The sequence below is a fragment of the Aeromonas sp. 62-46 genome (assembly GCF_001898585.1).
Lineage (GTDB): Bacteria > Pseudomonadota > Gammaproteobacteria > Enterobacterales > Aeromonadaceae > Aeromonas > Aeromonas caviae.
Genome location: NZ_MKUI01000036.1, coordinates 17,701 through 40,054 on the forward strand (window position 1 = coordinate 17,701; position 22,354 = coordinate 40,054).

The following is a 22,354-nucleotide window of genomic DNA, read 5'->3' on the forward strand; positions in this document are numbered from 1 at the left end:
TCGGCGTGCTCAAGGTGCGCTGCGAGCCAGCGCCTTGAAAGCGGCAAAATCCCGACACGCCAGCAGACTTCTGCTGGCTTTTTCGTTCATCAGTGCCAGAAACAGATCATAAAGTCCCATGGCTTCGTCATAATCCGCCTTGGCGATGGCCAGCACGAAGATGAGGGTAGCGCTCTCGCCGTTGCCCCAATCGATCCCCTGAGGGCCCAGCACGGTATAGACCAGGGTGCGGCGCGCCAGCAGGCCGAGGGAGTGGGGCAGAGCGATGCCGTCCCCCAGCATGGTGGAGACGATCCGCTCCCGCTCCTGCAAGGATCCCCGGAATCCGCTCTCCACCAGATCCTCCGCCTCAAGCTGGCTGCAGATGCGGTCAAACAGCGCCGCTTGGCTGAGCGGTTCGGTGACCACCATGAAGTGGTCGGCATCGAAATACTTGTCGAGCAGGTAGGGGCGGGTGCGATCGACGAGCACCAGCTTGCCGAGCTGCTCCAGCTGGTACTGGGTCGGGAAGGGGGAGACCTGCACCACGGGAGCATTCTTCTCGCTCACCTTGAGGGTGCTGATGACGAAATCCTGCTCGACTCGCACCAGCCCCTCATAGTCCCGCACCGATTCCAGCGTGGTCAGCTGCAGTTGGGGGTATTCCCGCCGGATGCGTGCTTCCAGCACCCGGAAGGTGGCGTTGCCCGCATCGCACAGCAGCAGCGCCTGGGGGCGCCGGGTGTAACCGATGTCGTAGTGGCGCTCCAGGCCGACTCCGATGTGGATCACCAGGTAGCCGATCTCGTGGTGGGTCAATCGGTAGGGGGTCTGCCTGATCCACTCAGAGATGGCCGCCAGGGTGATGTCGTAGGCGAGGGGGTAATACTGCTTGATGTGGTCCGCCAGGGGATTGTGGCTACCAATCTGGTATTTGACCCGCAGCAGCATGGCGCCGATGTGGGTCTGCAGGTCGGCTCGCAATTGCGGGTCGCCGCGCAGGTCATAGGGGTAGTGCTGGTGGATGTAACCCAGCAGGTGCGCCGTCAGCTGCTCGCTCTCGGCCGCCATGGCCGGGCTGAGCAGGGGCGTCTCTGCAGTGAGGCGAGCCTGGATCTGGATGGCGAGACAGGCGATCTCTTCCTGCCCCGGTGAAGTCAGGGTCGGCAGCTCGGCATAGATGTCGCGGGCCACCACTGCCAGGGGCGGGGTGATGTCGTCGCTGGCAAACTGGCGCAACTCGTGGCCAGACGCCTGGCGAAGCAGGGCGACGGCACAGTAGACGGTGACTTGCTGCAGGCTCTCGTCGGCCAGGCGTAGCTGATGGCGACCGAGTTGCTCGTGAATGTGGTTGCCCACTACCTCCAGCGTCTTGCTGGGGCAGAGGGTGGGCAACAGGCTCTGGAGCGGATGCTGGTGCAGCAGCTCCTGGCAGAGCAGTTGGGTGAGGCAGGCGCGGATCGCCATCTCGCTTCCCGCAATGCGCATCCCCACCCTGGGTTTGCTGTCGATGGTGAGCCCGAAGTGGGCGAGCCGCTCCCGCACCTCCGTCATGTCCCCTTGCAAAGCCGCCCGGCTGAGATACCAGGTGTCCGCCAGCTCGTCGAGCTTGATCCCCTGTTCCGCCGTCAGCAGCAAGACCTGGAGGTGCAGCACCCGCTCGCGGCTGGTGCGAGGCAGGGGGCTCTCCTGCCCCTGGGCGGCCAGCAGCGCATCGAACAGTCCCTGATTGTAGATCTTGAGCTGGTAACCGCTGCCCCGCTGATGGATCAGGTGGGCGCCCCGGGTGGCGATGAGCTCGTTCAGGGTCGCCACGTCGGTACGCACCGTGCGGGTGGAAACATTGAGACGGCGGGCCAGCTCCTCCTGTGGCAGGGGCTCCGCGTGAAGCAGGGCGAGCAGTTGCTGGAGTCTGGGGTGGGGCAGCTTGGTCATGAGGGGGTGAGGACTCCTGTCGCGCATGGTGGGTCGATGTTAACAAGGGGGTCATTAACAAGCCAGGCACCGCCCAGTGATCGGGCCGGTGCCTGTGGGGTTGCTATGCCAGCAGTGCCTTCACCATGGCGAGGAGGGTACGCACATCCTCCGGCCGGGTCTGGCCGCTCTCGCTGTCGATGATGGAGCTGTAGACATGGGGGATCACCTTCTCGACTCCTGCCTCCAGCGCGATCCGCACTATCTCCTCGAAGTTCTCAAGATCGATGCCGCCGGTGGGCTCCAGCCAGAAGCCGTGGCGGACACAGGCCTCGGCCACTGCCTGATACTCGGCGCGGCAGGCGAGTCCCCCCATGGGGAAGAACTTGACCGAGCTGCCCCCCATGTCCTTGAGCAGGGCAATGGCGGTATCGATGGGGACGATGCCGTCAGCCTGCTGCGCGCTGAGGGGGCCGGTGGAGATCTTCACCATCCCCGGCGTGCCGGTGGGGGAGACAAGGCCATTGACGAGGGTGTCAGCTTGACCGAGCAGCGCCCGGCTGGCCCCGACCCCGGTGAACACCTGGTTGACATGCTGAGGCTGCAACTGGCGGGCCAGTTCGACCACCATGGCGGACTGGCGCGGATCACCGGCTCCCAGCCCGATGGAGAGGGCGTTGTCGATAAGCTTGGCGTAGGCCTGCATGTCGGCGACGGCAGATGGAATGTCCGGGTAGTTCTTGGAGAGCACGCCGACCAGCACATGACCCTCGGCGGCCTCATAAATGTCGACGGCATTCTCTTTGGAACCTGCCAGCACGTTGAGGCAGACCCGATCGCGGTAGTAATTGGGGGTAAGAGACATCAGTTGTTCTCCTGAACGAGGTGGGCAATGGCGGAGTGGATCTGGTCGAGCTGGGGCAGGGTGACGCTGCGCACGTCTATCTCGATGTGCCCCTCGTTGGCCTTGTAGCCGCGGCAGTAGACGGCAGGCGTGCCCTGTTGCAGACGGGAGACCACTTCCGCCGTGGTCATGCCGATCTGCTGGTGGTCGAAGGCGATGTCGGTGCGGGCGATGTCGCGCCCCGCGCTGTCCCACACCACCTTGGCGGTAACGCCGGGCAGCTGGTTGAGGCGCTCGATGAAGGGGGTCATCCTGGCGACCATGGCGGTGCCGCTCTCCTTCTCTTTGGCCAGGTAGCGCTCGATGGCGTGGGTCAGGCCGAGGATCCCCTCCTTGCCCACCTTCATGGCACGGCCGATGCCGTTGGCCTGCTGCTTGACCCACTCCACATACTGACGTCTGCCGAGTACCAGGCCGCTGGTGGGCCCTTCGATGGCCTTGGCGCCGCTGTAGATGACCAGATCCGCACCCTGGTTGTAGTAGAGACGCAGATCCTCTTCGGCCGCTGCATCGACGATGAGCGGGATCCCGTGGGCCTTGGCCACCTCGGCCGCCTCGGCCACCGACAGAATGCTCTTCTGCACGCAGTGGTGGGACTTGATGTAGAGGATGGCGGCGGTATTGGCATTGATGGCGGCGGCCAGTTGGGCGGGTGAGCACTCGTTGGCGTAGCCTGCCTCCACCACCCTGCCGCCCCCCAGGTTGACCATGGTGCCGACGGGGGCACCAAAGTTCACGTTGTGACCCTTGGGCAGCACGATGTCGCTCGGCACGTCGTGGGCATGAGCATGCAACTGCTCGAGACGATAGGGGTCGCCGCGCACGATGACGGCGGCCACCGACTGGGCGATGCCGGCGCTGGCACAGGAGACCACCACTGCATCTTCAACGCCCAGCAGTTCGGCCAGGTAGGCGCCGGTCTTGTTGACCAGATCCTTCACCTCGAAGTAGTGGCCGAGGCCGAAGTTGACCGCGTCGACCACCTCCTGCTCGGGGGTGGAGACGCCGAGAATGGTCATGCGCCCGGAGGCGTTGATCACCGGTTTGAGCCGGTATTTCTCATACACAGAAGGCATGGTGTGATTTCCCGTAGTGAGTCAGAACCAGTGCGCCGCCCACCAGGGCGGCGAGAGGGAGCAGTTGCCGATCACCGTTGCGGATGCCGGCCTCGGTATCGGTAAAGAGAGTGGGGCCGCAGCTCACCTCGAACAGGGTGATGTCTGCATCGGCGCCCACCTCGAGTCGCCCCTTGCCGGGTAGGCGCAGGGCATCGGCGGCCTGGTGAGTGACGCAGGCGAGTACCTGCTCCAGAGTCATGCCGATGGCGAAGAACTTCGACATCACGTGGGCAAGGCTGTAGACGGGCCCCTTGATGCGGTTCTTGCAGTAGATGTCTGAACTGATGGTGTGGGGCAGGATGCCCTGGGCAATGGCCAGCTCTGCCACCTCGAAGCTGAAGCTGGCACCGCCATGGCCGATGTCGAGCAAGAGTCCCCGCCGCATCGCCTCGCGCACCGCCAGGCGCAGTTCACCCGCAGGGGTCAGGATGCGGTTGGGCTTGCCGTTGAAGCAGTGGGTCAGCAGATCGCCCTCCCCCAGCAGGGCGACGATCTCGTCCAGATCCGGCGGCGTGTTGCCCACGTGCACCATCAGTGGCAGGTTGCCATTGGCCTGCTGGATCTGCTTGGCCATGCGCAGGGGTTGCAGACCGCTTTCACCCACCACGCTGCCGCTCATGCGCGCCTTGATGCCGACGATGAAGCCGGGATGGCGCCGGATGGCCGCCTGGGCGAGGGCGGGATCGATGTCTGCCGGATCCGCCAGCTCGTTCTGGCGCAGCAGACCGATGCGGGAGATGTTGAGCAGGGCGTGCACCCGGGTCTTGCAGGTGGCGGCTATGCGCTGGAAGTCGTCCACATCGTCGGCTCCGGTGCTGCCGGCGTCGATGACGGTGGTGACGCCGGACGCCACCCCCACCTTGTCCGGCTCATCGTGATAGAGGGGGGAGGCGGGGTAGCAGTGGGTGTGGCCGTCGATCCAGCCGGCGCTCACATGGACCTGCCCGCCCAGAGTGAGGGTTTGCTTCGCCTCCGTGCTCTCTGGCAGCGCACCCAGCGCCGCTATCTTGCCATGCTTGATGGCGACGTCGACAAGCTGCCCGTTTCCCAGGCGTCCTGCCCTGATGATCATGTCGTACATGCTGATATCCCTCTTGGAACCTGCTTGCGCTCTTACTGCGAGGGCGCTTCCAAGGCTCATGTGCTGCTCGCGTATTTGTAACCAGGAGTTCTCACGTCTATCCATACGCTCCGGCCCCTGCGCTGCTCTTCACCTTGCTGACGACCTCTCGCGACAGAGCGCAAACAGGTTCTTGAATGCCGCCGAAGAGACGGCCTTGGATTAAGCCAGGGCGATGGGGAAGAAGGTCCCGAACAGCATGGCCCCCAGAATGGCGCCACCCGTGATGGGCTTCTCCCAGATGTAAAACAGCAGGGCACCCAGCAGGGAGCCTATCCCGATGGGAATGGAGGCGCCCATGGCGGAGAGGATGATGAGGGGACCGAGGAAGCGGCCGGAGCTGTTGCCAGCCCCCATCATGACGTCCGCCCCGTAGGTGGAGTTGCTCTGGTTAATGGTGAACTTGCGCGCCAGGATGATCACGTAGCCGATGGCCATCCCAATCCCCATGCCGGTGATCAGGGAAGCGGTGAAGTTTTCCACCGGATAGATGATGCCGGCCCCCAGCAGCAGGGCGGGCACTCCGAGGCCGACTCCGGTCTGGATGGCGCCGCCGATGTCGAGGATCCCCACCAGGGAGCCCTCGATGATGCGGGCGAACAGGAAGCTGGCACCGAAGGCGGCGACTGCACCATAGGCCCCCGTGTCCATGCCGGCCTTGAGCATGGCAACGAAGGCCACCTCGTTGAAAGCGCCGACCCCGTAGAGGTAGAACATGTGGGTACCGGCGAAGACGCCGGAAGAGAGCAGACCGACAAAGATGGGGAAGGACCAGTCGGCATACCAGAAGTTGTTTCTCAGTTTCTCATCCATGGTGTGCTTCCTTATTTTCCGCTCATGAGGTTGTGGACGTTTTCCAGCCACAGGGGAACGCCCAGGTGGAAGGATTCAATGAGTTTCATGTCAAAGCCGCGGAAGAAGCCGCTCAGCACGAACAGCAGGACGATGGCACTCATCATCACCTTGGTGACGTGGTTCCAGCCGCTATCTTCCACCCCCTTGCCGATCAGGATGCCAAGCACCAGGCCTGGTACCGCGTTGCCCATGATGAGCTGGGCCAGACCGCCGAAGATGGTGGCCCAGAAGCCGGACTTCTTGCCTGCCTCGATGGCGGCCAGCCAGAAGATCACCGGCATAACGGTGTTGACCAGCAGGTTGGCGGCGGGCACCAGCACCTTGACCGCGGTCACCTGCAGGGCGGCAGGTACGGCGGCGGCCGTGCTGTTGAGGAAGGCGACTACGATGGCACCAATGATGCCGCAGGCGATGGCCATCTTTTTGGGATCATGGAGGGTGGTGGCGAGATCCCGGTTCTTGATCATCAGGGCCGCTGCACCCCAGTTCGGCAGGATGCGGTGATCCACGTCCTGAGTGAAGGCGCCGGCCGCGACCGTGGAGGCCCAGGCGTTGAAGAAGAAGCCCAGACCGAACGAGAAGTGGGAGGCGGGGTCCCCTTCGCAGGAGTTGAGCTCGCCCAGGGTACGGAACGCGCCCATCCCCTGCACGGTCGGGGCGTGGAACATCCGCGCCGCGCCAGCACCCACCCCGACGCCTACCAGGCCGCCGATGATGAGTGACTTCATCAAAATGATTAGAAACATCCAACTTGTCCTTTTGGTTGTGGGGTCAGGCCCGGGTGAAATCCACCTTGTCGACATCCAGGCTGGTGACCTTGACGGTGATCGCCAGCCGGACCCGGAACTCATGGCGCTGGCGTGGCAGGAAGAAGAACAGGAACTTCTCCACCCGTACCGACTCCTCGGCCTCGAGCACCTCGACTTCGAGGGGTTCGATGCGCAGCATCACCTTGGGGCTCTCCTTGAGCAGGCTGGGTTGCACCTGGCTGAGGGCGGCGGCGAACGCCTGCTGGCGAGTCACCCCCTTGCCGTTGACCGTGATCCGGGTGGTGAAGTGCTCTTTCATCAGGCGCGTCCGTGTTTCTTGGCGAAGGCTTCGATCAGCTTCTGGCCCAGCTCTTCCTTGTCCATGAAGCCGAAGCCCAGTACCACGCACCCCTCGTTGATGGCGGTGACACCCTCTTCGATGGATCGCATGCCGTAGCGGCACTTGTAGCCGTACTTGGTCTGGGCCGTGATGGCGCCCGCGCCACCGCTGCCGCAGAAGGAGATGCCAAGGTCGGCCTGCTCCTTGTTCATCACATCACCGAGCTTCATGTCGGCGGCCATGCCGGGGATGACGGTCACGGTGGCGCCGGCGGCTTCTGCGCCTGCCCCCACTTTCTGACCCTTGCCGAGACGATCTCCAATCACGAGTTTGATGGCAGTCATTTAGCTTTCTCCTTTTACTGAGCCGAGTTCGTTTTCTTTGGCCACTTCAAAATGGACGGACAAGAGGTGCGCCTCCTCGTAGGCGAGGCGGTCGAGCCAGGCGACGGCCTGTTCGGCCAGGCGCAGGGAAAGGGGGGAGATCTCCTCGAACAGGCTGAGGTCGACCTCCGGCAGGGATTCCCCGCTGTAGGAGCGCCACACCATGGCCTTGACGTGGGAGGCCAGCATCTGCTGCTGCACGTCGTTGGGGCGTATGCCCTGATCCGCCAGCAGGTTGTGAATGCGGGCCAGGGTCAGGTCGGTCTTGCGCAGCAGTGCCGGGCTGTCCGGGGTCAGGGGGGCGTCATGGGTGTCGGTGTTCAAGGTCTGCTCTCCAGGCTGGCAGAAAGGATGGGATCACCATAAAGCGGAGGAGAGTGCGGGAGGAGGCAGGTTTTTTCCGATTCGAAGTGGAAATCCGGAGGGAAAGGCATCAAAAGAAGCCCTTTTGGCGATCAAGAAGAGGAAAGGAGCGGACTGGCGGCAAGGGAGTGTGATCGGTGGCGGGTTTTGACGGCGCCTTCGCCCGATCGTTTATTGGCGCAATGTGTGAGCTGTCTCACGCACAGGTGGGAGCCGGAGGAAAGCGGGCACAAAAAAGGGCCCTGTCGGGCCCTGCGAGGATCCGCCCCTCAGGTGGCGGGTGCCGCACTGCTGGTCGGCAGGGTCTGATTCTGGTAGCGCAGGTCCTCTTCGATGATGACATCGACGTCCAGCGGCTTGCCGTTGCGGATCACCGAGATGGTGAGCTTGGTGCCGGGGCGGCTCTCGACGATCTTGTCCATGACGGGACGCACGCCGGTGATGGCCTCTCCGTTGATCTTGAGCAGCACATCCCCACGTTTGAGACCGGCCTTGGTGGCTGGGCCATTGGGATCCAGGCTCTCCACCACCAACCCCTGCAAGTCCCCCAGGTTCAGCATGCGCGCGACGATGGGATTGATCTCGACGCTGGAGATGCCGAGGTAGCCGCGGATGACCCGGCCGTTGGCGATCAGCTCGTCCATGATGCGCTTGGCCAGCTTGTAGGGGATGGCAAAACTGATGCCATAGCTCTCCTGATTGCCGTTGAGGTGGTAGGCGGCGGTATTGATACCCACCAGATCGCCACGGCCATTGACCAGGGCGCCTCCGGAGTTGCCCTCGTTGATGGCGGCATCGGTCTGCAGCAGATCCTGCCGGCCGTTGCTGTCCGGCCCCATGCTGGAGAGGCCGATACGCCCGGTGGCGCTGATGATGCCCTGGGTGATGGTCTGGCCGACGTTGTAGGGGTTGCCGATGGCGAGCACCACGTCTCCCACGTCCGGCAGACGATCCGGGTCCTGCGGGATCACCGGCAGGTTGTCCGATTCGATGTAGAGCACCGCCAGATCGGTCAGTTTGTCGGTGCCGACCAGCTCTGCACTGAATACCCGACCATCTTGCAGGGCGACGATGATCTGGTCCGCATCGGCGATGACGTGATAGTTGGTGAGCACGTGGCCGCGCTGGTTCATGATGACGCCGGACCCCAGCCCCTGGGGTCTGAGTTCGGCTTTTTCACCGCGATTGCCGGCGAAGCTGCGGGTGTAGATGTTGACGACGGCAGGGCCGGCGCGATGGGCCGCGTAGGAGAAGCTCAGCTCGCGGGCGTTGGTGATGAGGCCCGGCAGGGGAGCGCCGCCGCGAAAATCGGGGAACACCAGCAACAAAAGCGCAGCCATGGCGAGGCCAAAGCCGACGGACTTGCCCAAGTAGCTGATCAGAGGTGGGATTTTCATGTCTTTCTCGTCCGTACAGGCTGCGGGCAGAGAATAACATTATCGATGGATAAAAATCACCCGCGGCGGTTGCCGCGGGTGTGAGGGGCTTAACGGATCACCAAATAGAGCGAGGAGTCACCGCGCTGGATGTTCAGCGCCAGGACTTCCGGCTTGTTTTTCAACACCTTGGTCAGTTCACCCATGGAGTTGATGCGCTGGCGGTTGACCCCGATGATGATGTCGCCCTTTTGCAGGCCGGAGGCGGCTGCCGGTGAGCGGGGATCGATGTCGGAGACGGCCACGCCGGTCACGGGGTCCGTGGTGGTGCTCAGCTTGGCCCCTTCCAGTGCCGGATGCAGGGCGCTGGCCAGGATCTCGCTGTCATCCGCTTTCTTCAGGGTGACCTTGACGGTCTGCTCCTTGCCGTCACGGATGAGGCCGAGCGAGACCTGCTTGTCGGCCCCCATGGTGGCGATTTTGGCACGCAGCTCGCCGAAGGAGCGGATGGGCTTGCCATCGATGCTGATGATGATGTCGCCTGCCTTGATGCCTGCCTTGGCGGCAGCGGAGTCAGGCATGACCTGGTTGACGAAGGCACCGTCCTTCTTGTTGTAGCCGAAGGTCTTGGCGATTTCGCTGGTGAGCTCGGTGCCGGTAATCCCCAGCTGGCCACGGCGCACTTCGCCGTATTTCACGATCTGCTCGGAGAGATCGCGCACCATGTTGGACGGGATGGCAAAGCCGATGCCGATGTTGCCGCCGTTGGGGCCCAGGATGGCGGTGTTGATGCCGATCAGCTCCCCGCGCAGGTTGAGCAGGGCGCCGCCCGAGTTGCCGGAGTTGATGGCCGCATCGGTCTGGATGAAGTTCTCCAGATTTTCGATGTTGAGGCCGCTGCGACCCAGGGCGCTGACAATGCCGGAGGTGACGGTCTGGCCCAGGCCGAACGGGTTGCCGATGGCCAGCGCGTAGTCACCGACTCTCAGCTCGTCGGAGTCGGCGAACTTGATCTGCACCAGATCCTCGGCCTTGATTTGCAGCAGGGCGATATCCGACTGTTTGTCTTCCCCTATTTTCTTGGCTGCATACTCACGGCCATCCTTCAGGTTGACCTTGATTTCGTCCGCCTCGTGGACCACGTGGGCGTTGGTGATCACGTAGCCTTTCTTGGCATCGATGATGACGCCGGAACCAAGCGCCTGGAAGGGCTGCTCGCTCACCTGCTCGTCAGGCATGTTGGGGCCGAAGAAGAAGCGGAATTGTTCCGGCAGGCGCTGGCGGGTGATCTTCTTGCCAGAGACGGAGATGTTGACCACGGCAGGGGTCACCTGCTCGAGGACGGGGGCCAGGCTCGGCATCTCCTGGTTGTTCGCCATCAGGGGCAGTGCGGCCTGCGCCGGTGCTGAGGACATGGCGATACCGACACTGAGGGCTAAGACACTGAATACAGAAAGAGATTTACGCATATGAGAAACAGCTCCCAGAAAAAGTTGCAGTGCAATCGTCAAGGTCTGACCACGATAAAGCGTAATTAGTTCAACCGACGATCAGCCCGGCTGCTTGAGCAGGCCGGACGCACCGGCGTAATCGCGGGGAGGAAGGCCCGGCTCCTCGCTGTTGGCGGCATCGCCTGTTTCTTCCACTTCGGGTTCGCGGAACAGTGGTTCCTGTACCTTGGCCAGGAACTTGCTCTGTTCCGCCATATGGCGATAAAGGGTCTGGTACTGTTCGGCCAGTTGCTCCATCAGGGCTGCGCTGTCGGCGAAGTGGGTGGTGATCTGCCCCTGGTAGCTTTCCAGCTCTTTGTGGGCTTTTTTCAGCTCCTGTTCCAGGCGTCCGGCATCCCGGCTACGGACAGAGAAGCGGCCGATCAGCACGCCGATGATCAGGGCGGCGATCGCCAGCAGGATCCCGTTAAACAGAGTCATAGAAGCTCCTTGTTACAGCTAACACGATGAATTTGAAGCGGTCGGATGGACCGCAACGCCTCGTTGGCACTATACCGTGCCCCCCGAGAGCGTGATACCATTTTGTCCCTCATTCAGGGACTTGGAGGCGGTTTACAGGATGACCCCGCAGCAAAAATATCAGCAGGATTTGCAGCGCCCCGGCTTTGTGGCCGATCCGGCCCAGGCCATGGCAGTCGCCCGCCTGGAGCGACTCTATCAGGATCTGTGCGCAAGCCCGACTCCGACCAGATCCCGTGGCCTGCTAGGTTGGCTGCAAAAGCCGAAAACCCGTGACCCCGTCCAGGGGTTATATATGTGGGGCGGTGTGGGCAGAGGCAAGACCTGGCTGATGGATACTTTTTTTGAGAGCCTGCCGGGGGAGCGCAAACTGCGCATCCACTTCCACCGTTTCATGCACCGTGTGCACGACGAGCTCAAAGGGCTGACCGGTCAGTCCGATCCGCTCAAGCTCATCGCCCGCAAGCTGGCCGACGAGACCGACGTCATCTGCTTCGACGAGTTTTTCGTCTCGGATATCACGGATGCCATGCTGCTCGGCACTCTGTTCCAGGAACTCTTTGGCCATGGCGTGGTGCTGGTGGCCACATCCAACATCCCCCCTCAGGATCTCTACCGCAACGGGTTGCAGCGTGCTCGCTTCCTGCCTGCCATCGCGCTTATCGAGCGCCACTGCGAGGTGATCAATGTCGATGGCGGTGTCGATTACCGGCTGCGAACCCTGGAACAGGCAGAGATCTATCACTTCCCGCTGGATGATCAGGCCAGGAGCAACCTGGATCGTTATTTCAGCCAGTTGACCGGGATTGGGCAGGTGACTGCCGCCGCACTGGAAATCAACCATCGCCAACTGAGTGCACTGGGCGTGGGGGAAGGGGTGCTTTATATGGAGTTTGAACAGCTGTGCTGTACTCCACGCTCCCAGGGCGACTACATCGAATTGGCCCGTGAGTTCCACACTGTCCTGCTGGCCAATGTGCAACCCATGGGCAGCGGCACGGATGACGCGGCCCGCCGCTTCATCGCCATGGTGGACGAGTTTTATGAGCGGCATGTAAAGCTCATCATATCGGCGGCGGTCCCCATGACCGGGCTCTATGGCGAAGGCCTGCTGAATTTCGAATTCAAGCGTTGCCTTTCAAGGCTTCAGGAGATGCAATCGCACGAATACCTTGCCAGAGTGCACCTTCCTTAGTCACAATACCGCGCCTGCCAGTCGGATGGGCATCTGCGGCAGGTAGGGCCGGGCGACATTTGCTAGCTTCATGGCAGTGAAATTAGCAGGTGATATTTAAGGCAACTTCACTTATAATCGCCCGGCCCACGTTACAGCTGTCGATAAGACAGCAACACTTTAAGCTTTACTTGTATTCGAAGGGGTACAGGTAGGCCATCGTTTGTTGTTTGTGGGAGAGCCCCCATAAGCAATTGGGTCTGTAACAGGTAATTGGGTTTAACTTAATGAAAACTTTCGTTGCCAAGCCAGAAACCGTAAAACGTGACTGGTACATTGTGGACGCAGAAGGTAAAACTCTGGGTCGTATCGCAACCGAGATCGCTGCTCGTCTGCGTGGTAAGCACAAAGCCGAGTACACTCCGCACGTTGACACCGGTGACTACATCATCGTTGTAAACGCTGAGAAGGTACACGTAACCGGTAAGAAATTTACCGACAAAATGTACCACGCTCACTCCGGTTTCCCGGGTGGTATCAAGTCCATCAGCTTCGACAAGCTGATTCAGCGTAAGCCGGAAATGGTAATCGAAGCTGCCGTCAAGGGCATGCTGCCGAAGGGCCCGCTGGGCCGTGCCATGTTCCGTAAGCTGAAAGTTTACGCAGGCGCAGAGCACGCTCATGCTGCTCAGCAACCTCAAGTACTGGATATCTAACGGGAACTGGCAACATGGCAGAAAATCAATACTACGGTACCGGCCGTCGCAAAAGCTCCACTGCTCGCGTATTCATCAAAGCGGGTAGCGGTAAAATCGTAATCAACCAGCGCTCCCTGGAGCAATACTTCGGCCGTCCGACTGCCCGCATGGTAGTTCGTCAGCCGCTGGAACTGGTCGAGATGACCGAGAAACTGGATCTGTACATTACCGTTAACGGTGGTGGCATCTCCGGTCAAGCTGGTGCGATCCGCCACGGTATCACTCGTGCTCTGATGCAGTACGACGAGACCCTGCGTTCCGAACTGCGTAAAGCTGGCTTTGTTACTCGTGATGCCCGTAAGGTTGAGCGTAAGAAAGTCGGTCTGCACAAAGCGCGTAAGCGTCCGCAGTACTCCAAGCGTTAATTCGCTTTTGGTACGCACTCTCAGGAGTGTCAAAAAAGCCTGGCAATTTGCCAGGCTTTTTTTATTGGTAATGTTACATGTGACAATGCTAAGCATACGTCACAAAAGACAAAAAATTGTGTATTTATTGTTTTTGCCCATCGACTCCCTTTCTTGTCAAATTGTTATCTTTTCTTTAAAATTTCCATGGTCTTTCTGTGTCAATTGCCACTCCGCTTCCATTGCAGTTGTCAGAGGGAGAGGAGAAGTAAACAGGGACACTATAAGAATGAGCGGAGTCCACATGGGAGAGTTTTTGGATGAGCAATGCGCCAGTTGATACCGGTCGCCGCAGATTTCTTACCTGGTCAACGGTTGCCGTTGGCGGTGTAGGAGCTGCTTTTACCGCAGTGCCGTTTATTAAGTCATGGAATCCGAGTGCCAAAGCCAAGGCGGCAGGCGCCCCGGTTGAAGTGGATATCAGCAAGCTGGAGCCGGGTCAGCTAATCCGCGTCGAGTGGCGTGGTAAACCGGTCTGGGTGGTGAAGCGCACCAAGCAGACGCTGGATGCTCTGGCTGCACACGATGACAAGCTGCGGGATCCTGCGTCAGACGAGCCACAGCAACCGGACTATGCCCACAATGGCTACAGATCCATCAAACCGGAAATCTTCGTGGCCGTTGGTATCTGCACTCATCTGGGATGCTCCCCTTCCTATCTGCCCGACAGCTTCGGCGAGCAGGTTCAAGGGGTAACTTCCGGCTTCTTCTGCCCCTGCCATGGCTCCAAATTCGACATGGCTGGTCGAGTGTTCCAGGGCGTCCCCGCACCGCTGAACCTGGTCATTCCGCCATACCAATTTCTTAGCGACACCACCATTCTGGTCGGTGCCGATGGCAAGGAGGCCTGACCATGTTTGCCAAACTCATGGGCTGGATCGATGATCGTTTCCCGCTCACGGCCATGTACAACGACCATATGGCCAAGTATCCGGCGCCCAAGAACCTGAACTTCTGGTACTTCTTCGGCTCGCTTGCCATGTTGGTGCTGGTCAACCAGATCATCACCGGCATCTGGCTGACCATGAACTACAACCCCTCGGCGGAAGGTGCCTTCGCTTCCGTGGAATACATCATGCGGGATGTGGATTACGGCTGGCTGCTGCGTTACATGCACTCAACCGGGGCATCCGCCTTCTTCATCGTGGTCTACCTGCACATGTTCCGCGGCATGATCTACGGCTCTTACCAGAAGCCAAGGGAACTGCTGTGGATCTTCGGCATGCTGATCTTCCTGGTACTGATGGCCGAGGCCTTCATGGGTTACCTGCTGCCCTGGGGGCAGATGTCGTTCTGGGGGGCCCAAGTCATCATCTCGCTGTTCGGTGCCATCCCCGTTATCGGTGACGATCTGACCCTGTGGATCCGGGGGGACTATGTCATCTCGGGTGCAACTCTGAACCGCTTCTTTGCCCTGCACGTCATCGCTCTGCCGCTGGTGCTGGTGATGCTGGTGGCCATGCATATCCTGGCGCTGCACGAGGTGGGCTCCAACAACCCCGATGGTATCGACATCAAGAAGCACAAGGACGAGAACGGCTGGCCACTGGATGCGGTCGCGTTCCACCCCTATTTCACCGTGAAGGACATGATCGGGGTAGCCGGTTTCCTGTTCTTCTTCTGTGCCATCATCTTCTTCAAGCCGGATATGTGGGGCTATTTCCTCGAGAAACCGAACTTTGAGGTGGCCAATGGCCTGAAGACACCGGCGCATATTGCCCCGGTCTGGTACTTCACTCCCTTCTACGCCATCCTGCGTGCGGTGCCTGACAAGCTGCTGGGGGTCATCATGATGGGCCTCTCCATCGTGGTGCTGTTCCTGTTGCCCTGGCTGGATCGTTGCAAGGTGCGCTCGGTGCGTTACCGCAGCACCCTGCACAAGCTGAACATCGCCCAGTTCGTGGTCTGCTTCATTATCCTGGGGGTGCTGGGCGTGCTGCCATCAACCCCGACCCTGACGCTGATTGCACAGCTCTGTACTCTGGGTTATTTCGGATTCTTCGTCCTGTTGTTCTTCTACAGCAAGAATGAAAACACCAAGCCGCTGCCGGAGAGGGTGACATTCAAATGAAAAGAATAATTTTTGCAGTGCTTGCCCTGCTGCCTAGTCTGGTGTTGGCCTCTGGCGGTGGCTTCCCCCTCGACAAGGCGGAGTACGATCTGAGTGACAAGGCATCCCTGCAACGGGGGGCCGCCACCTTCATGAACTACTGTGCCGGCTGTCACTCCACCCAGTACCAGCGTTATAACCGGGTGGCGGCCGACATCGGCATTCCGGACGATCTGATGAAGGAGAACCTGGTCTTCACCGGCGCCAAGATCGGCGATCTGATGAAGAGCGCCATGTCCGAGAAGGATGCTGCGCGCTGGTTCGGCGCGCCGCCCCCCGACCTGACCCTGGTTGCCCGGGTGCGTGGTGCAGACTGGATCTACACCTATCTGCGTTCCTTCTATGTGGACGAAACCCGTCCATTCGGGGTGAACAACGCCGTCTTCCCGTCCGTGGGTATGCCCCATGTGCTGGAGCCGTTGCAGGGGACGCCCCGCGCCGAGTTCAAGACGCACACCCTGGATGGCGTGGAGATGCAGCAAGTCGTCAGCATCAAATCTGACGGCAACGGTGAAATGAACAACGAAGAATATGATCAGACGGTACTGGATCTGGTAAACTTCTTGGTCTACTCGGCTGAGCCGGTGCAGCAGGAGCGCGAACGCATGGGCTTCTGGGTACTCGGATTCATCGCTATCTTCTTCATCTTCACTGTGCTGTTGAAGAAGGAATTCTGGCGCGACGTTCACTAAGCGACCAGATCGGAGTAATATGACGCACGGCAATGAAGACAGACATGCTTCATTGCCGTTTCTGCTTTTTAATGACGGGAGGGTTCAATGGCTGTAGCTGCCAATAAGCGTTCGGTAATGACGCTGTTTTCCGGTGCCAACGATATGTTCAGCCATCAGGTGCGTATTGTCCTGGCGGAGAAGGGTGTTAGCGTGGATATCTGCCAGGTTGATCCTGCCAACCTGCCGGATGAGCTGGCCGAGCTGAACCCGTACAACACTGTACCGACTCTGGTGGATCGCGAGCTGGCGTTGTACACCTCGCGCATCATCATGGAGTATCTGGACGAGCGTTTCCCGCATCCGCCCCTGATGCCGGTTTATCCGGTCGCGCGCGGCAACAGCCGTTTGATGATGCACCGCATCGAGCTGGACTGGTACTCTCTGGCCGACAAGATCATGGCGGGCACAGATACCGAAGCCGCCCGTGCCGAGTTGCGCGACAACCTGCTGGCCATCGCCCCCATCTTCGGCGAGATGCCCTACTTCATGAGCGAAGAGTTCGGTCTGGTCGACTGCTACATGGCGCCGTTGCTGTGGCGTCTGCCGAGCCTGGGCATCGATTTCACCGGCCGTGGCGCCAAAGAGCTGAAGGCTTACATGGTACGCCTGTTCGAGCGTGAATCCTTCCAGGCTTCCCTGACCGAGGCCGAGCGCGAGATCCGTGCCGGCGTATGAGCATGGAACCGACAATGACACCCAGTCGCCCGTATCTGCTGCGGGCGTTTTTTGACTGGTTGCTGGATAACGATCTGACACCCCATCTGGTGGTCAATGCCAACATTCCCCATGTGATGGTACCGATGCAGTTCGTGCAGGATGGCCAGATTGTTCTGAACATCGCCCCCCGGGCCGTGGGCCAGTTCCACATGGACAATGACGCTGTCAGCTTCAGCGCCCGTTTCGGTGGCGTATCGCAGCAGGTCTATATTCCCATGGCGGCCGTACTGGCCATCCATGCCAGGGAGAACGGAGTAGGGACCCTGTTCCCGCCGGAGCCCGGGTATGACCTCTGGCTGGAACAGGCACAGACACCAACGTCGGTTGACCCCGAGCCGGAACCACCGCGCCCGAGCGGTCGCCCGACCCTGAAAGTCATCAAATAAAAAAACGCAGCCTGAAGGCTGCGTTTTTTCATCCTGCCAGATGGTCAATTCTGGGCAAACTCGAAGGCTTTGATCACCTGTTTAACGCCGCTGACGTGGCGGGCGATTTCCACGGCCTGATCCCCTTCCTGGCGGGTGACCAACCCAATGAGAAATACCTCGCCATTCTCGGTGACAACCTTCACCTTGGCGCTGTCGAAGTTCTTGGTGCCCAGCATGTCGGCCCGCACCTTGGAGGTGATCCAGGTGTCATTGCTGCGCACGCCGATACTGACTGGTTTGCCAAGGCGCAGCTCGTTGTAGACATGGCGAACCCCTTCAATCCGGCTCACGATTCTGCCCGCTTCCTGTTTGTAAGCGTCAGAGGGTGTCTGACCCACCAGCAGCACACGGCCGTTGTTGCTGTAGACACTGATCTTGCTGGCGGCGCTCAGGGGCTTGTTGTCGGCCAACAGGTTGGCGGCTTTCAGCTCTATGGTCTGATCGTCCCACTGGGCACCCAGGGTGCGGCGATCGCCGCTCGCCTTGGCGGTGCCAGCCGCGCCACCGACCACCACGGCAGCACAGCCTTGCAGCAGCAGGACGCCGGTCAGCAGGGCAAGAGCGAGAATAGGCTTCTTCATGGTTTCAGTCTTCCTGTTGCGGGAAAAGTGTCTGGTCGATGAGATCACAGAGACAGTGCAGGGTCAACAGGTTCACTTCCAGAATACGAGGACGGCGAGCGGAAGGAACGCGGATCTCCACGTCATTGGGGCCCAGCAGACCGGCGATCTCTCCCCCGTCTCCGCCACCGAGAACAATGATGGTCATGTCGCGGGAGAGGGCGGCCTCCGCAGCCTTGATCAGGCTGCGGCTGTTGCCTGTCGTGGTGATGACCACCAGAATGTCGCCTGGTTGTCCCAGAGCTCGGATCTGCTTGGCATAGACCTCCTCGAAACCGTGATCCGTGGCGATGGCGCTGATGGTCGCCATGTCGGGCGTCAGGGCGAGACCGGGCAGGGAGGGGCGAGGAGTTTCATAGCAGTTCACCAGTTCAGAAATGAACAGCTGTGCCAATGCCGAGGAAGGACCATTGCCACATGCCATCACCTTGTGGCCATTGAGCAGGCAGATGGTCAGCATCTGGGCTGCCGTATGGATGGCATCCGGCAGTGCTTCGGCGGCAGCTATCTTGGTCTGGATGCTCTCGGTGTAATTCTCTTTGATGGGATCAGTCATGGGGTCCTCTTAAAACGCGTTCTGGATCCAATCCGGCTGGTCGCCCTCGAACGCGATCACATCGAATCGACAGGCCTGGTTGGCCTCATTGATGGCATGTTGCTTGAAATAGTGGCGCGCGGCCAGCACGATCTTGTGCTGCTTGCGCCGGGTGACCGAGCTGGCTGCACCGCCATGAGTGGCGTTGGCGCGATATCTCACTTCAACGAACACCAGGGTCTCTCCCTGGCGCATGATGAGATCGATCTCGCCGCCACGGCAGCGGTAGTTGCGAGTCACGGGTTGCAGGCCTCGTGCCTGCAACCAGCGTTCCGCTATTTGCTCAAAGTGTTGTCCCTTGCTCGTCGCTGCCGACGGCAACAGGTTCAACCACTGCTGGTGAAGTTGTGTCAGTAGCCTCTTCATGAGTCGCATCCTCCAGCTGGGGGGCGGCGCTGTCGCTGACCAGCTTGCCATTCTGGTAGGTGGCCCAGTCCAGCATGCGCACTATGTTGCCCTGGGGATCCACGCTCAGCTGGCCGCTCATGCCGGGTTGCTGCATGGCATTGACCTTGCGCATTTGCGGCAGGTTGCCTGCCAGGCTGACGGCATCGTAGCCGAGGGCGAACAGGCGCAGCAGGTCGCCCTGGGTCTGGGGCCAGAGCAGGGCTATCTGTTCACGCTGCGTCTCGAAGCCACCCAGCAGCAGCGGCATGTCGGAGATATGCATGCCGTTGAGCTCGGATGCCACCTCGGTCGTCCCGCCGTCGTAGCCCCGCGAGCTGCTGTAGATGGGCAGGCTGCCCATGGGATTGACCGAGATGTCCACATAGGGCTTGATCATCCGGGTCTCCAGGCTGTTGGCCACCACATAGACGGCGTCGATGCTGCGCGGCGCGGCATCGGACAACTGGACAATCTCCCCGGCTCGAGCGGTGGAACGGCCGCTCAGAGCGTTCTTGACCATGCCCTGCACTTCGTTGCGTGCCCCGAAGGTGGCAACTACGGGCTTCTCCTGGCTGACGCCGGCCCAGGCCTGTTCAAACGCCTTGATACTGCTGTAGCCAATCCGGCCTTGTGCCGCGATCAGCAGCGGCTTGCGGTAGCCCTGACCATAGAGGTACTGGGCCGCCTGGCTCGCATCGGCAGCGGCGGAGAGTGAGAAATAGTAGGTGTTGTCGTTGACGATCGGCTTGTCCAGCTCGTTGAGCGCCAGCACCGGCACGGTCGGATTCGACTTGAGCAGCTCCTCCACCTGATCCTTGAGCAGGGGGCCGATGATCATGTTGGCCCCTTCCTGAATGGCCTGCTTGTAGAGGTCCCCCATCGCCTTGCCCTGGGTATCATAGAAGTTCAGGGTGAACTGGCTCTGATTTTCCTTGTAGGACATCAACATGCCGTTGCGGATGGCGGCGCCCTGGGCTTCCAGGTTGCCGGAGAGCGGCAGGAAGACGGCGATCTGCTGCAGCGAACCGTTGTCCGTGATCGCGAGATCCCCAAGGCCGGCCGGCATGTCGCTCTGGGCAGGGTGGTTAGGGAAGCTCTGCTTCCAGCCGGCAAGCTGGCGGGCCAGCTGGCTCGGCTGTGCCCCGAATTCGTTCACCAGCGCCGCAAGACGCAGCCAGCCGGTGGTCACATCGGGAGCTGGCTCCTCTTCGAGCGCCTGCAGGGTGGAGGGGGTCATGCTTTTGAGCAGTGACCAGATCTGCTGGTGATTGGTGGCCAGCTCATTCTTGGCCAGATAAGGTTCCAGCAGGATCAGCGACTTGGCCGCACCAAACTTGTTGTTGATGTCGAGCTGCAGCACCACGCGCTGGCGGTACCAGTCCTTCTGGGTATCGGCATCCAGCACCACATCCGGCTTGCCTTCCAGCAGGATCAGCGCCTGGTTGGCGTTGCCCTGGGCGAGCAGCAGGTGTGCCTGCAGCAGTTGCAACTGCGCCTGCTGCACCGGGCTCTTCGCCTGCTTCTGCAACTGCTGATACAGAGCGGCAGCCGGTTTGGCCTGGCCGAGCGCCAGATAGCTGCGCGCCGCCATCATCTGCCACACGAAGGCCTCTGCCGGTTTGGCGGGATCCACTTGCTCCAGATACCACTGGGCATTCTTGGTCAGATCCGAGAAGGCTGACGGCATGCCGGGTTGTCCGGAAGATTGATTGGGCTCCGACGCACAGGCGGCGAGCAGGACTGCCGCGAGTAGGATGCCGAAGAGTCGTGATACACTTAGCTGCTTTATAACCCGGTTCAAGTTCATTCCCCGACCAGTGTTGAAATTCTCCATAGTGTAAACGGGCCAATATGGCGACACAATTGTCGGGACACTCGGAGCTCCCATGAGTGACATCCCAACCCTGTATATAGTCCCCACTCCGATCGGCAATCTGGCCGACATCACCCAGCGAGCACTGGACGTGCTGCGCAGCGTCGATCTGGTGGCCGCCGAGGATACCCGGCATACCGGGATCCTGCTCAGCCACTACCAGATCTCGGTACCGACCTTTGCCCTGCACGATCACAACGAGCAGCAAAAGGCGGATGTGCTGATCGCCCGCATCAAGGAGGGCAAGAGCGTGGCCCTGGTCTCCGATGCGGGGACGCCGCTCATCAGCGACCCCGGTTATCACCTGGTCACCCGTTGTCGCGAAGCCGGGGTCAAGGTGGTGCCGCTGCCCGGTCCCTGCGCTGCCATCACGGCGCTGTCCGCCGCCGGGCTGCCCACCGACCGCTTCGCCTTCGAGGGTTTCCTGCCGGCCAAGGCCAAGGGGCGGGATGATCGCCTGCAAGCCGTCATCGAAGACACCCGCTCTCTGGTGTTCTACGAATCGCCGCGCCGGGTGCAGGATACCGTGGAAGCGATTGCTCGCATCCTTGGCGAGCGCCAGGTGGTGGTGTGCCGCGAGCTGACCAAGACCTTCGAGTCCATCCACGGTCTGCCCGCCTCCGAGATGCTGGCCTGGCTCGGAGAGGACGATAACCGTTGCCGCGGGGAGATAGTGCTGGTGGTCGCCGGTGCCAGCAAGGTGGATGACGAGTTGCCTGCGGAGGCGATCCGCACCCTGGGCCTGCTGGTCAGCGAGCTGCCCCTCAAGAAGGCTGCAGCCCTCACCGCCGAGATCCACGGGGTGAAGAAGAACGCCCTCTACAAATACGGTCTCGAGCACTATTAATTGCCGTAAACCGGAATTGACGGTTTACCCCGTCCGTCTCGCGAGGCTATAATCCGCGCCTCGGAGTTGGCTGGGCAATCGCTGCTTCGTCGTTGTGTCCCTCGGGACAGACGGGCGGAGGGGAGGAAAGTCCGGGCTTCACAGGGCAGGGTGCCAGGTAACGCCTGGGGGGCGCGAGCCTACGACCAGTGCAACAGAGAGCAGACCGCCGATGGCCCGCAAGGGATCAGGTAAGGGTGAAAGGGTGCGGTAAGAGCGCACCGCGCGACTGGCAACAGTTCGTGGCACGGTAAACTCCACCCGAAGCAAGACCAAATAGGCCCCTATTGGCGCGGCCCGCGTTGGGGGCGGGTAGGTTGCTTGAGCCAGCGAGCGATTGCTGGCCTAGAGGAATGATTGCTACCCGGGGCAACCCGGTACAGAACCCGGCTTACAGGCCGACTCCGACCTCTTTCTGGTAAGTGATTACCTCAAAATCCCGGCACCTTTGGTGCCGGGATTTTTATTTTCGGCTGGTCACGCGGTCGCGTGGCGCCTTTTGGGGTTTTGTAATAAAGTTCTCGCCCCTTTCGGTCGCTCTGTGTCGTCTGGGCTATCGGTATCGATCATGGAGCCGGCATGTCTCCATGCAGCAGG

At 60.7% G+C, this 22,354-nt stretch carries 25 protein-coding genes and 1 other RNA gene; 10 read left to right on the top strand and 16 right to left on the bottom strand.

Annotation, left to right across the window (positions count from 1 at the left end):
* Window positions 1–9 precede the first annotated feature (9 nt).
* The 12 genes from BGO64_RS12190 to BGO64_RS12245 all read right to left on the bottom strand — a co-directional run bounded on the left by BGO64_RS12190 (window position 10) and on the right by BGO64_RS12245 (window position 11,032).
* Window positions 10–1,914 carry a BglG family transcription antiterminator gene (locus BGO64_RS12190; RefSeq protein WP_286700733.1) on the bottom strand — a complete coding sequence of 635 codons (1,905 nt, stop codon included), beginning with the start codon at window positions 1,912–1,914 and terminating at the stop codon, window positions 10–12.
* A 103-nt stretch (window positions 1,915–2,017) separates the two neighbouring features.
* The gene (dagF, locus tag BGO64_RS12195; protein ID WP_286700734.1) at window positions 2,018–2,758 is read right to left on the bottom strand and encodes a 2-dehydro-3-deoxy-phosphogluconate aldolase; all 741 of its coding nucleotides are present in this window, start codon (window positions 2,756–2,758) and stop codon (window positions 2,018–2,020) included.
* The gene (locus BGO64_RS12200) at window positions 2,758–3,873 is read right to left on the bottom strand and encodes a DgaE family pyridoxal phosphate-dependent ammonia lyase (protein ID WP_262000174.1); all 1,116 of its coding nucleotides are present in this window, start codon (window positions 3,871–3,873) and stop codon (window positions 2,758–2,760) included. Before BGO64_RS12200 ends, dagF begins: the two co-directional genes overlap by 1 nt.
* On the bottom strand, window positions 3,857–4,996 hold the full coding sequence (locus BGO64_RS12205) for an amidohydrolase/deacetylase family metallohydrolase (protein ID WP_286700735.1): 1,140 nt from the start codon (window positions 4,994–4,996) through the stop codon (window positions 3,857–3,859). Before BGO64_RS12205 ends, BGO64_RS12200 begins: the two co-directional genes overlap by 17 nt.
* 201 nt (window positions 4,997–5,197) lie before the next feature.
* Window positions 5,198–5,848 (bottom strand): DUF4310 family protein, encoded by a 651-nt coding sequence (locus BGO64_RS12210; protein WP_041214029.1) that lies wholly within the window; start codon window positions 5,846–5,848, stop codon window positions 5,198–5,200.
* Window positions 5,849–5,859: 11 nt separating this feature from the next.
* Window positions 5,860–6,636: a DUF4311 domain-containing protein gene (locus BGO64_RS12215; RefSeq protein ID WP_286700736.1), complete on the bottom strand. Its 777-nt coding sequence runs from the start codon at window positions 6,634–6,636 to the stop codon at window positions 5,860–5,862.
* 25 nt (window positions 6,637–6,661) lie between these two features.
* Window positions 6,662–6,958, bottom strand: a complete 297-nt coding sequence (locus BGO64_RS12220) for a DUF4312 family protein (RefSeq protein ID WP_103858105.1) — start codon at window positions 6,956–6,958, stop codon at window positions 6,662–6,664.
* A complete protein-coding gene (locus BGO64_RS12225; protein ID WP_010675860.1) occupies window positions 6,958–7,323 on the bottom strand; it encodes an SFCGS family glycine-rich protein in 366 nt (121 codons plus the stop codon). The genes BGO64_RS12220 and BGO64_RS12225 overlap by 1 nt, the downstream gene beginning before the upstream one ends.
* The gene (locus tag BGO64_RS12230) at window positions 7,324–7,686 is read right to left on the bottom strand and encodes a transcriptional regulator (protein WP_286700737.1); all 363 of its coding nucleotides are present in this window, start codon (window positions 7,684–7,686) and stop codon (window positions 7,324–7,326) included.
* Between the two features lie 308 nt (window positions 7,687–7,994).
* On the bottom strand, window positions 7,995–9,122 hold the full coding sequence (gene degS / locus BGO64_RS12235) for an outer membrane-stress sensor serine endopeptidase DegS (protein ID WP_113069542.1): 1,128 nt from the start codon (window positions 9,120–9,122) through the stop codon (window positions 7,995–7,997).
* Between the two features lie 89 nt (window positions 9,123–9,211).
* Window positions 9,212–10,570: a Do family serine endopeptidase gene (locus BGO64_RS12240; RefSeq protein ID WP_042015057.1), complete on the bottom strand. Its 1,359-nt coding sequence runs from the start codon at window positions 10,568–10,570 to the stop codon at window positions 9,212–9,214.
* A gap of 81 nt (window positions 10,571–10,651) precedes the next feature.
* Complete coding sequence (locus tag BGO64_RS12245) at window positions 10,652–11,032, bottom strand: Z-ring associated ZapG family protein (protein WP_010675856.1); 381 nt, start codon at window positions 11,030–11,032, stop codon at window positions 10,652–10,654.
* Window positions 11,033–11,171: 139 nt separating this feature from the next.
* Between BGO64_RS12245 and zapE the strand changes: the two genes are divergently transcribed.
* The 8 genes from zapE to BGO64_RS12285 all read left to right on the top strand — a co-directional run bounded on the left by zapE (window position 11,172) and on the right by BGO64_RS12285 (window position 17,354).
* Window positions 11,172–12,266 carry a cell division protein ZapE gene (zapE, locus tag BGO64_RS12250; protein ID WP_039040483.1) on the top strand — a complete coding sequence of 365 codons (1,095 nt, stop codon included), beginning with the start codon at window positions 11,172–11,174 and terminating at the stop codon, window positions 12,264–12,266.
* 266 nt (window positions 12,267–12,532) lie between these two features.
* Window positions 12,533–12,961 (top strand): 50S ribosomal protein L13, encoded by a 429-nt coding sequence (gene rplM / locus BGO64_RS12255; protein WP_005336289.1) that lies wholly within the window; start codon window positions 12,533–12,535, stop codon window positions 12,959–12,961.
* A 14-nt stretch (window positions 12,962–12,975) separates the two neighbouring features.
* Window positions 12,976–13,368 (top strand): 30S ribosomal protein S9, encoded by a 393-nt coding sequence (gene rpsI, locus BGO64_RS12260; protein ID WP_005336286.1) that lies wholly within the window; start codon window positions 12,976–12,978, stop codon window positions 13,366–13,368.
* Between the two features lie 299 nt (window positions 13,369–13,667).
* Complete coding sequence (gene petA / locus BGO64_RS12265) at window positions 13,668–14,258, top strand: ubiquinol-cytochrome c reductase iron-sulfur subunit (protein ID WP_010675854.1); 591 nt, start codon at window positions 13,668–13,670, stop codon at window positions 14,256–14,258.
* Between the two features lie 2 nt (window positions 14,259–14,260).
* On the top strand, window positions 14,261–15,478 hold the full coding sequence (locus BGO64_RS12270; RefSeq protein ID WP_010675853.1) for a cytochrome b: 1,218 nt from the start codon (window positions 14,261–14,263) through the stop codon (window positions 15,476–15,478).
* Window positions 15,475–16,209: a cytochrome c1 gene (locus BGO64_RS12275; protein WP_286700738.1), complete on the top strand. Its 735-nt coding sequence runs from the start codon at window positions 15,475–15,477 to the stop codon at window positions 16,207–16,209. The genes BGO64_RS12270 and BGO64_RS12275 overlap by 4 nt, the downstream gene beginning before the upstream one ends.
* Window positions 16,210–16,296: 87 nt before the next feature.
* Window positions 16,297–16,926 (top strand): stringent starvation protein SspA, encoded by a 630-nt coding sequence (gene sspA / locus BGO64_RS12280; protein WP_039040485.1) that lies wholly within the window; start codon window positions 16,297–16,299, stop codon window positions 16,924–16,926.
* A complete protein-coding gene (locus BGO64_RS12285) occupies window positions 16,923–17,354 on the top strand; it encodes a ClpXP protease specificity-enhancing factor (RefSeq protein ID WP_029314842.1) in 432 nt (143 codons plus the stop codon). The genes sspA and BGO64_RS12285 overlap by 4 nt, the downstream gene beginning before the upstream one ends.
* Before the next feature lie 44 nt (window positions 17,355–17,398).
* Here the strand turns inward: BGO64_RS12285 and dolP are convergent, their stop codons facing one another.
* The 4 genes from dolP to BGO64_RS12305 are packed head-to-tail and all read right to left on the bottom strand — an operon-like array spanning window position 17,399 to window position 20,685.
* Window positions 17,399–17,977: a division/outer membrane stress-associated lipid-binding lipoprotein gene (dolP, locus tag BGO64_RS12290; protein ID WP_010675849.1), complete on the bottom strand. Its 579-nt coding sequence runs from the start codon at window positions 17,975–17,977 to the stop codon at window positions 17,399–17,401.
* Between the two features lie 4 nt (window positions 17,978–17,981).
* Window positions 17,982–18,572, bottom strand: coding sequence for a D-sedoheptulose-7-phosphate isomerase (locus BGO64_RS12295; protein WP_010675848.1), 591 nt, complete (start codon window positions 18,570–18,572; stop codon window positions 17,982–17,984).
* Between the two features lie 9 nt (window positions 18,573–18,581).
* A complete protein-coding gene (locus BGO64_RS12300; RefSeq protein WP_436406565.1) occupies window positions 18,582–18,986 on the bottom strand; it encodes a YraN family protein in 405 nt (134 codons plus the stop codon).
* The gene (locus tag BGO64_RS12305; protein WP_286700739.1) at window positions 18,895–20,685 is read right to left on the bottom strand and encodes a penicillin-binding protein activator; all 1,791 of its coding nucleotides are present in this window, start codon (window positions 20,683–20,685) and stop codon (window positions 18,895–18,897) included. Before BGO64_RS12305 ends, BGO64_RS12300 begins: the two co-directional genes overlap by 92 nt.
* 199 nt (window positions 20,686–20,884) lie before the next feature.
* On the opposite strand from BGO64_RS12305, the gene rsmI reads away from it, so the two are divergent.
* Both rsmI and rnpB read left to right on the top strand, forming a co-directional pair.
* Entirely contained in the window at window positions 20,885–21,718 is an 834-nt protein-coding gene (gene rsmI / locus BGO64_RS12310; RefSeq protein WP_052814457.1) for a 16S rRNA (cytidine(1402)-2'-O)-methyltransferase, read from the top strand.
* A gap of 62 nt (window positions 21,719–21,780) precedes the next feature.
* An RNA gene (rnpB, locus tag BGO64_RS12315) (RNase P RNA component class A) lies at window positions 21,781–22,167 on the top strand.
* The last annotated feature ends 187 nt before the right edge of the window (window positions 22,168–22,354 follow it).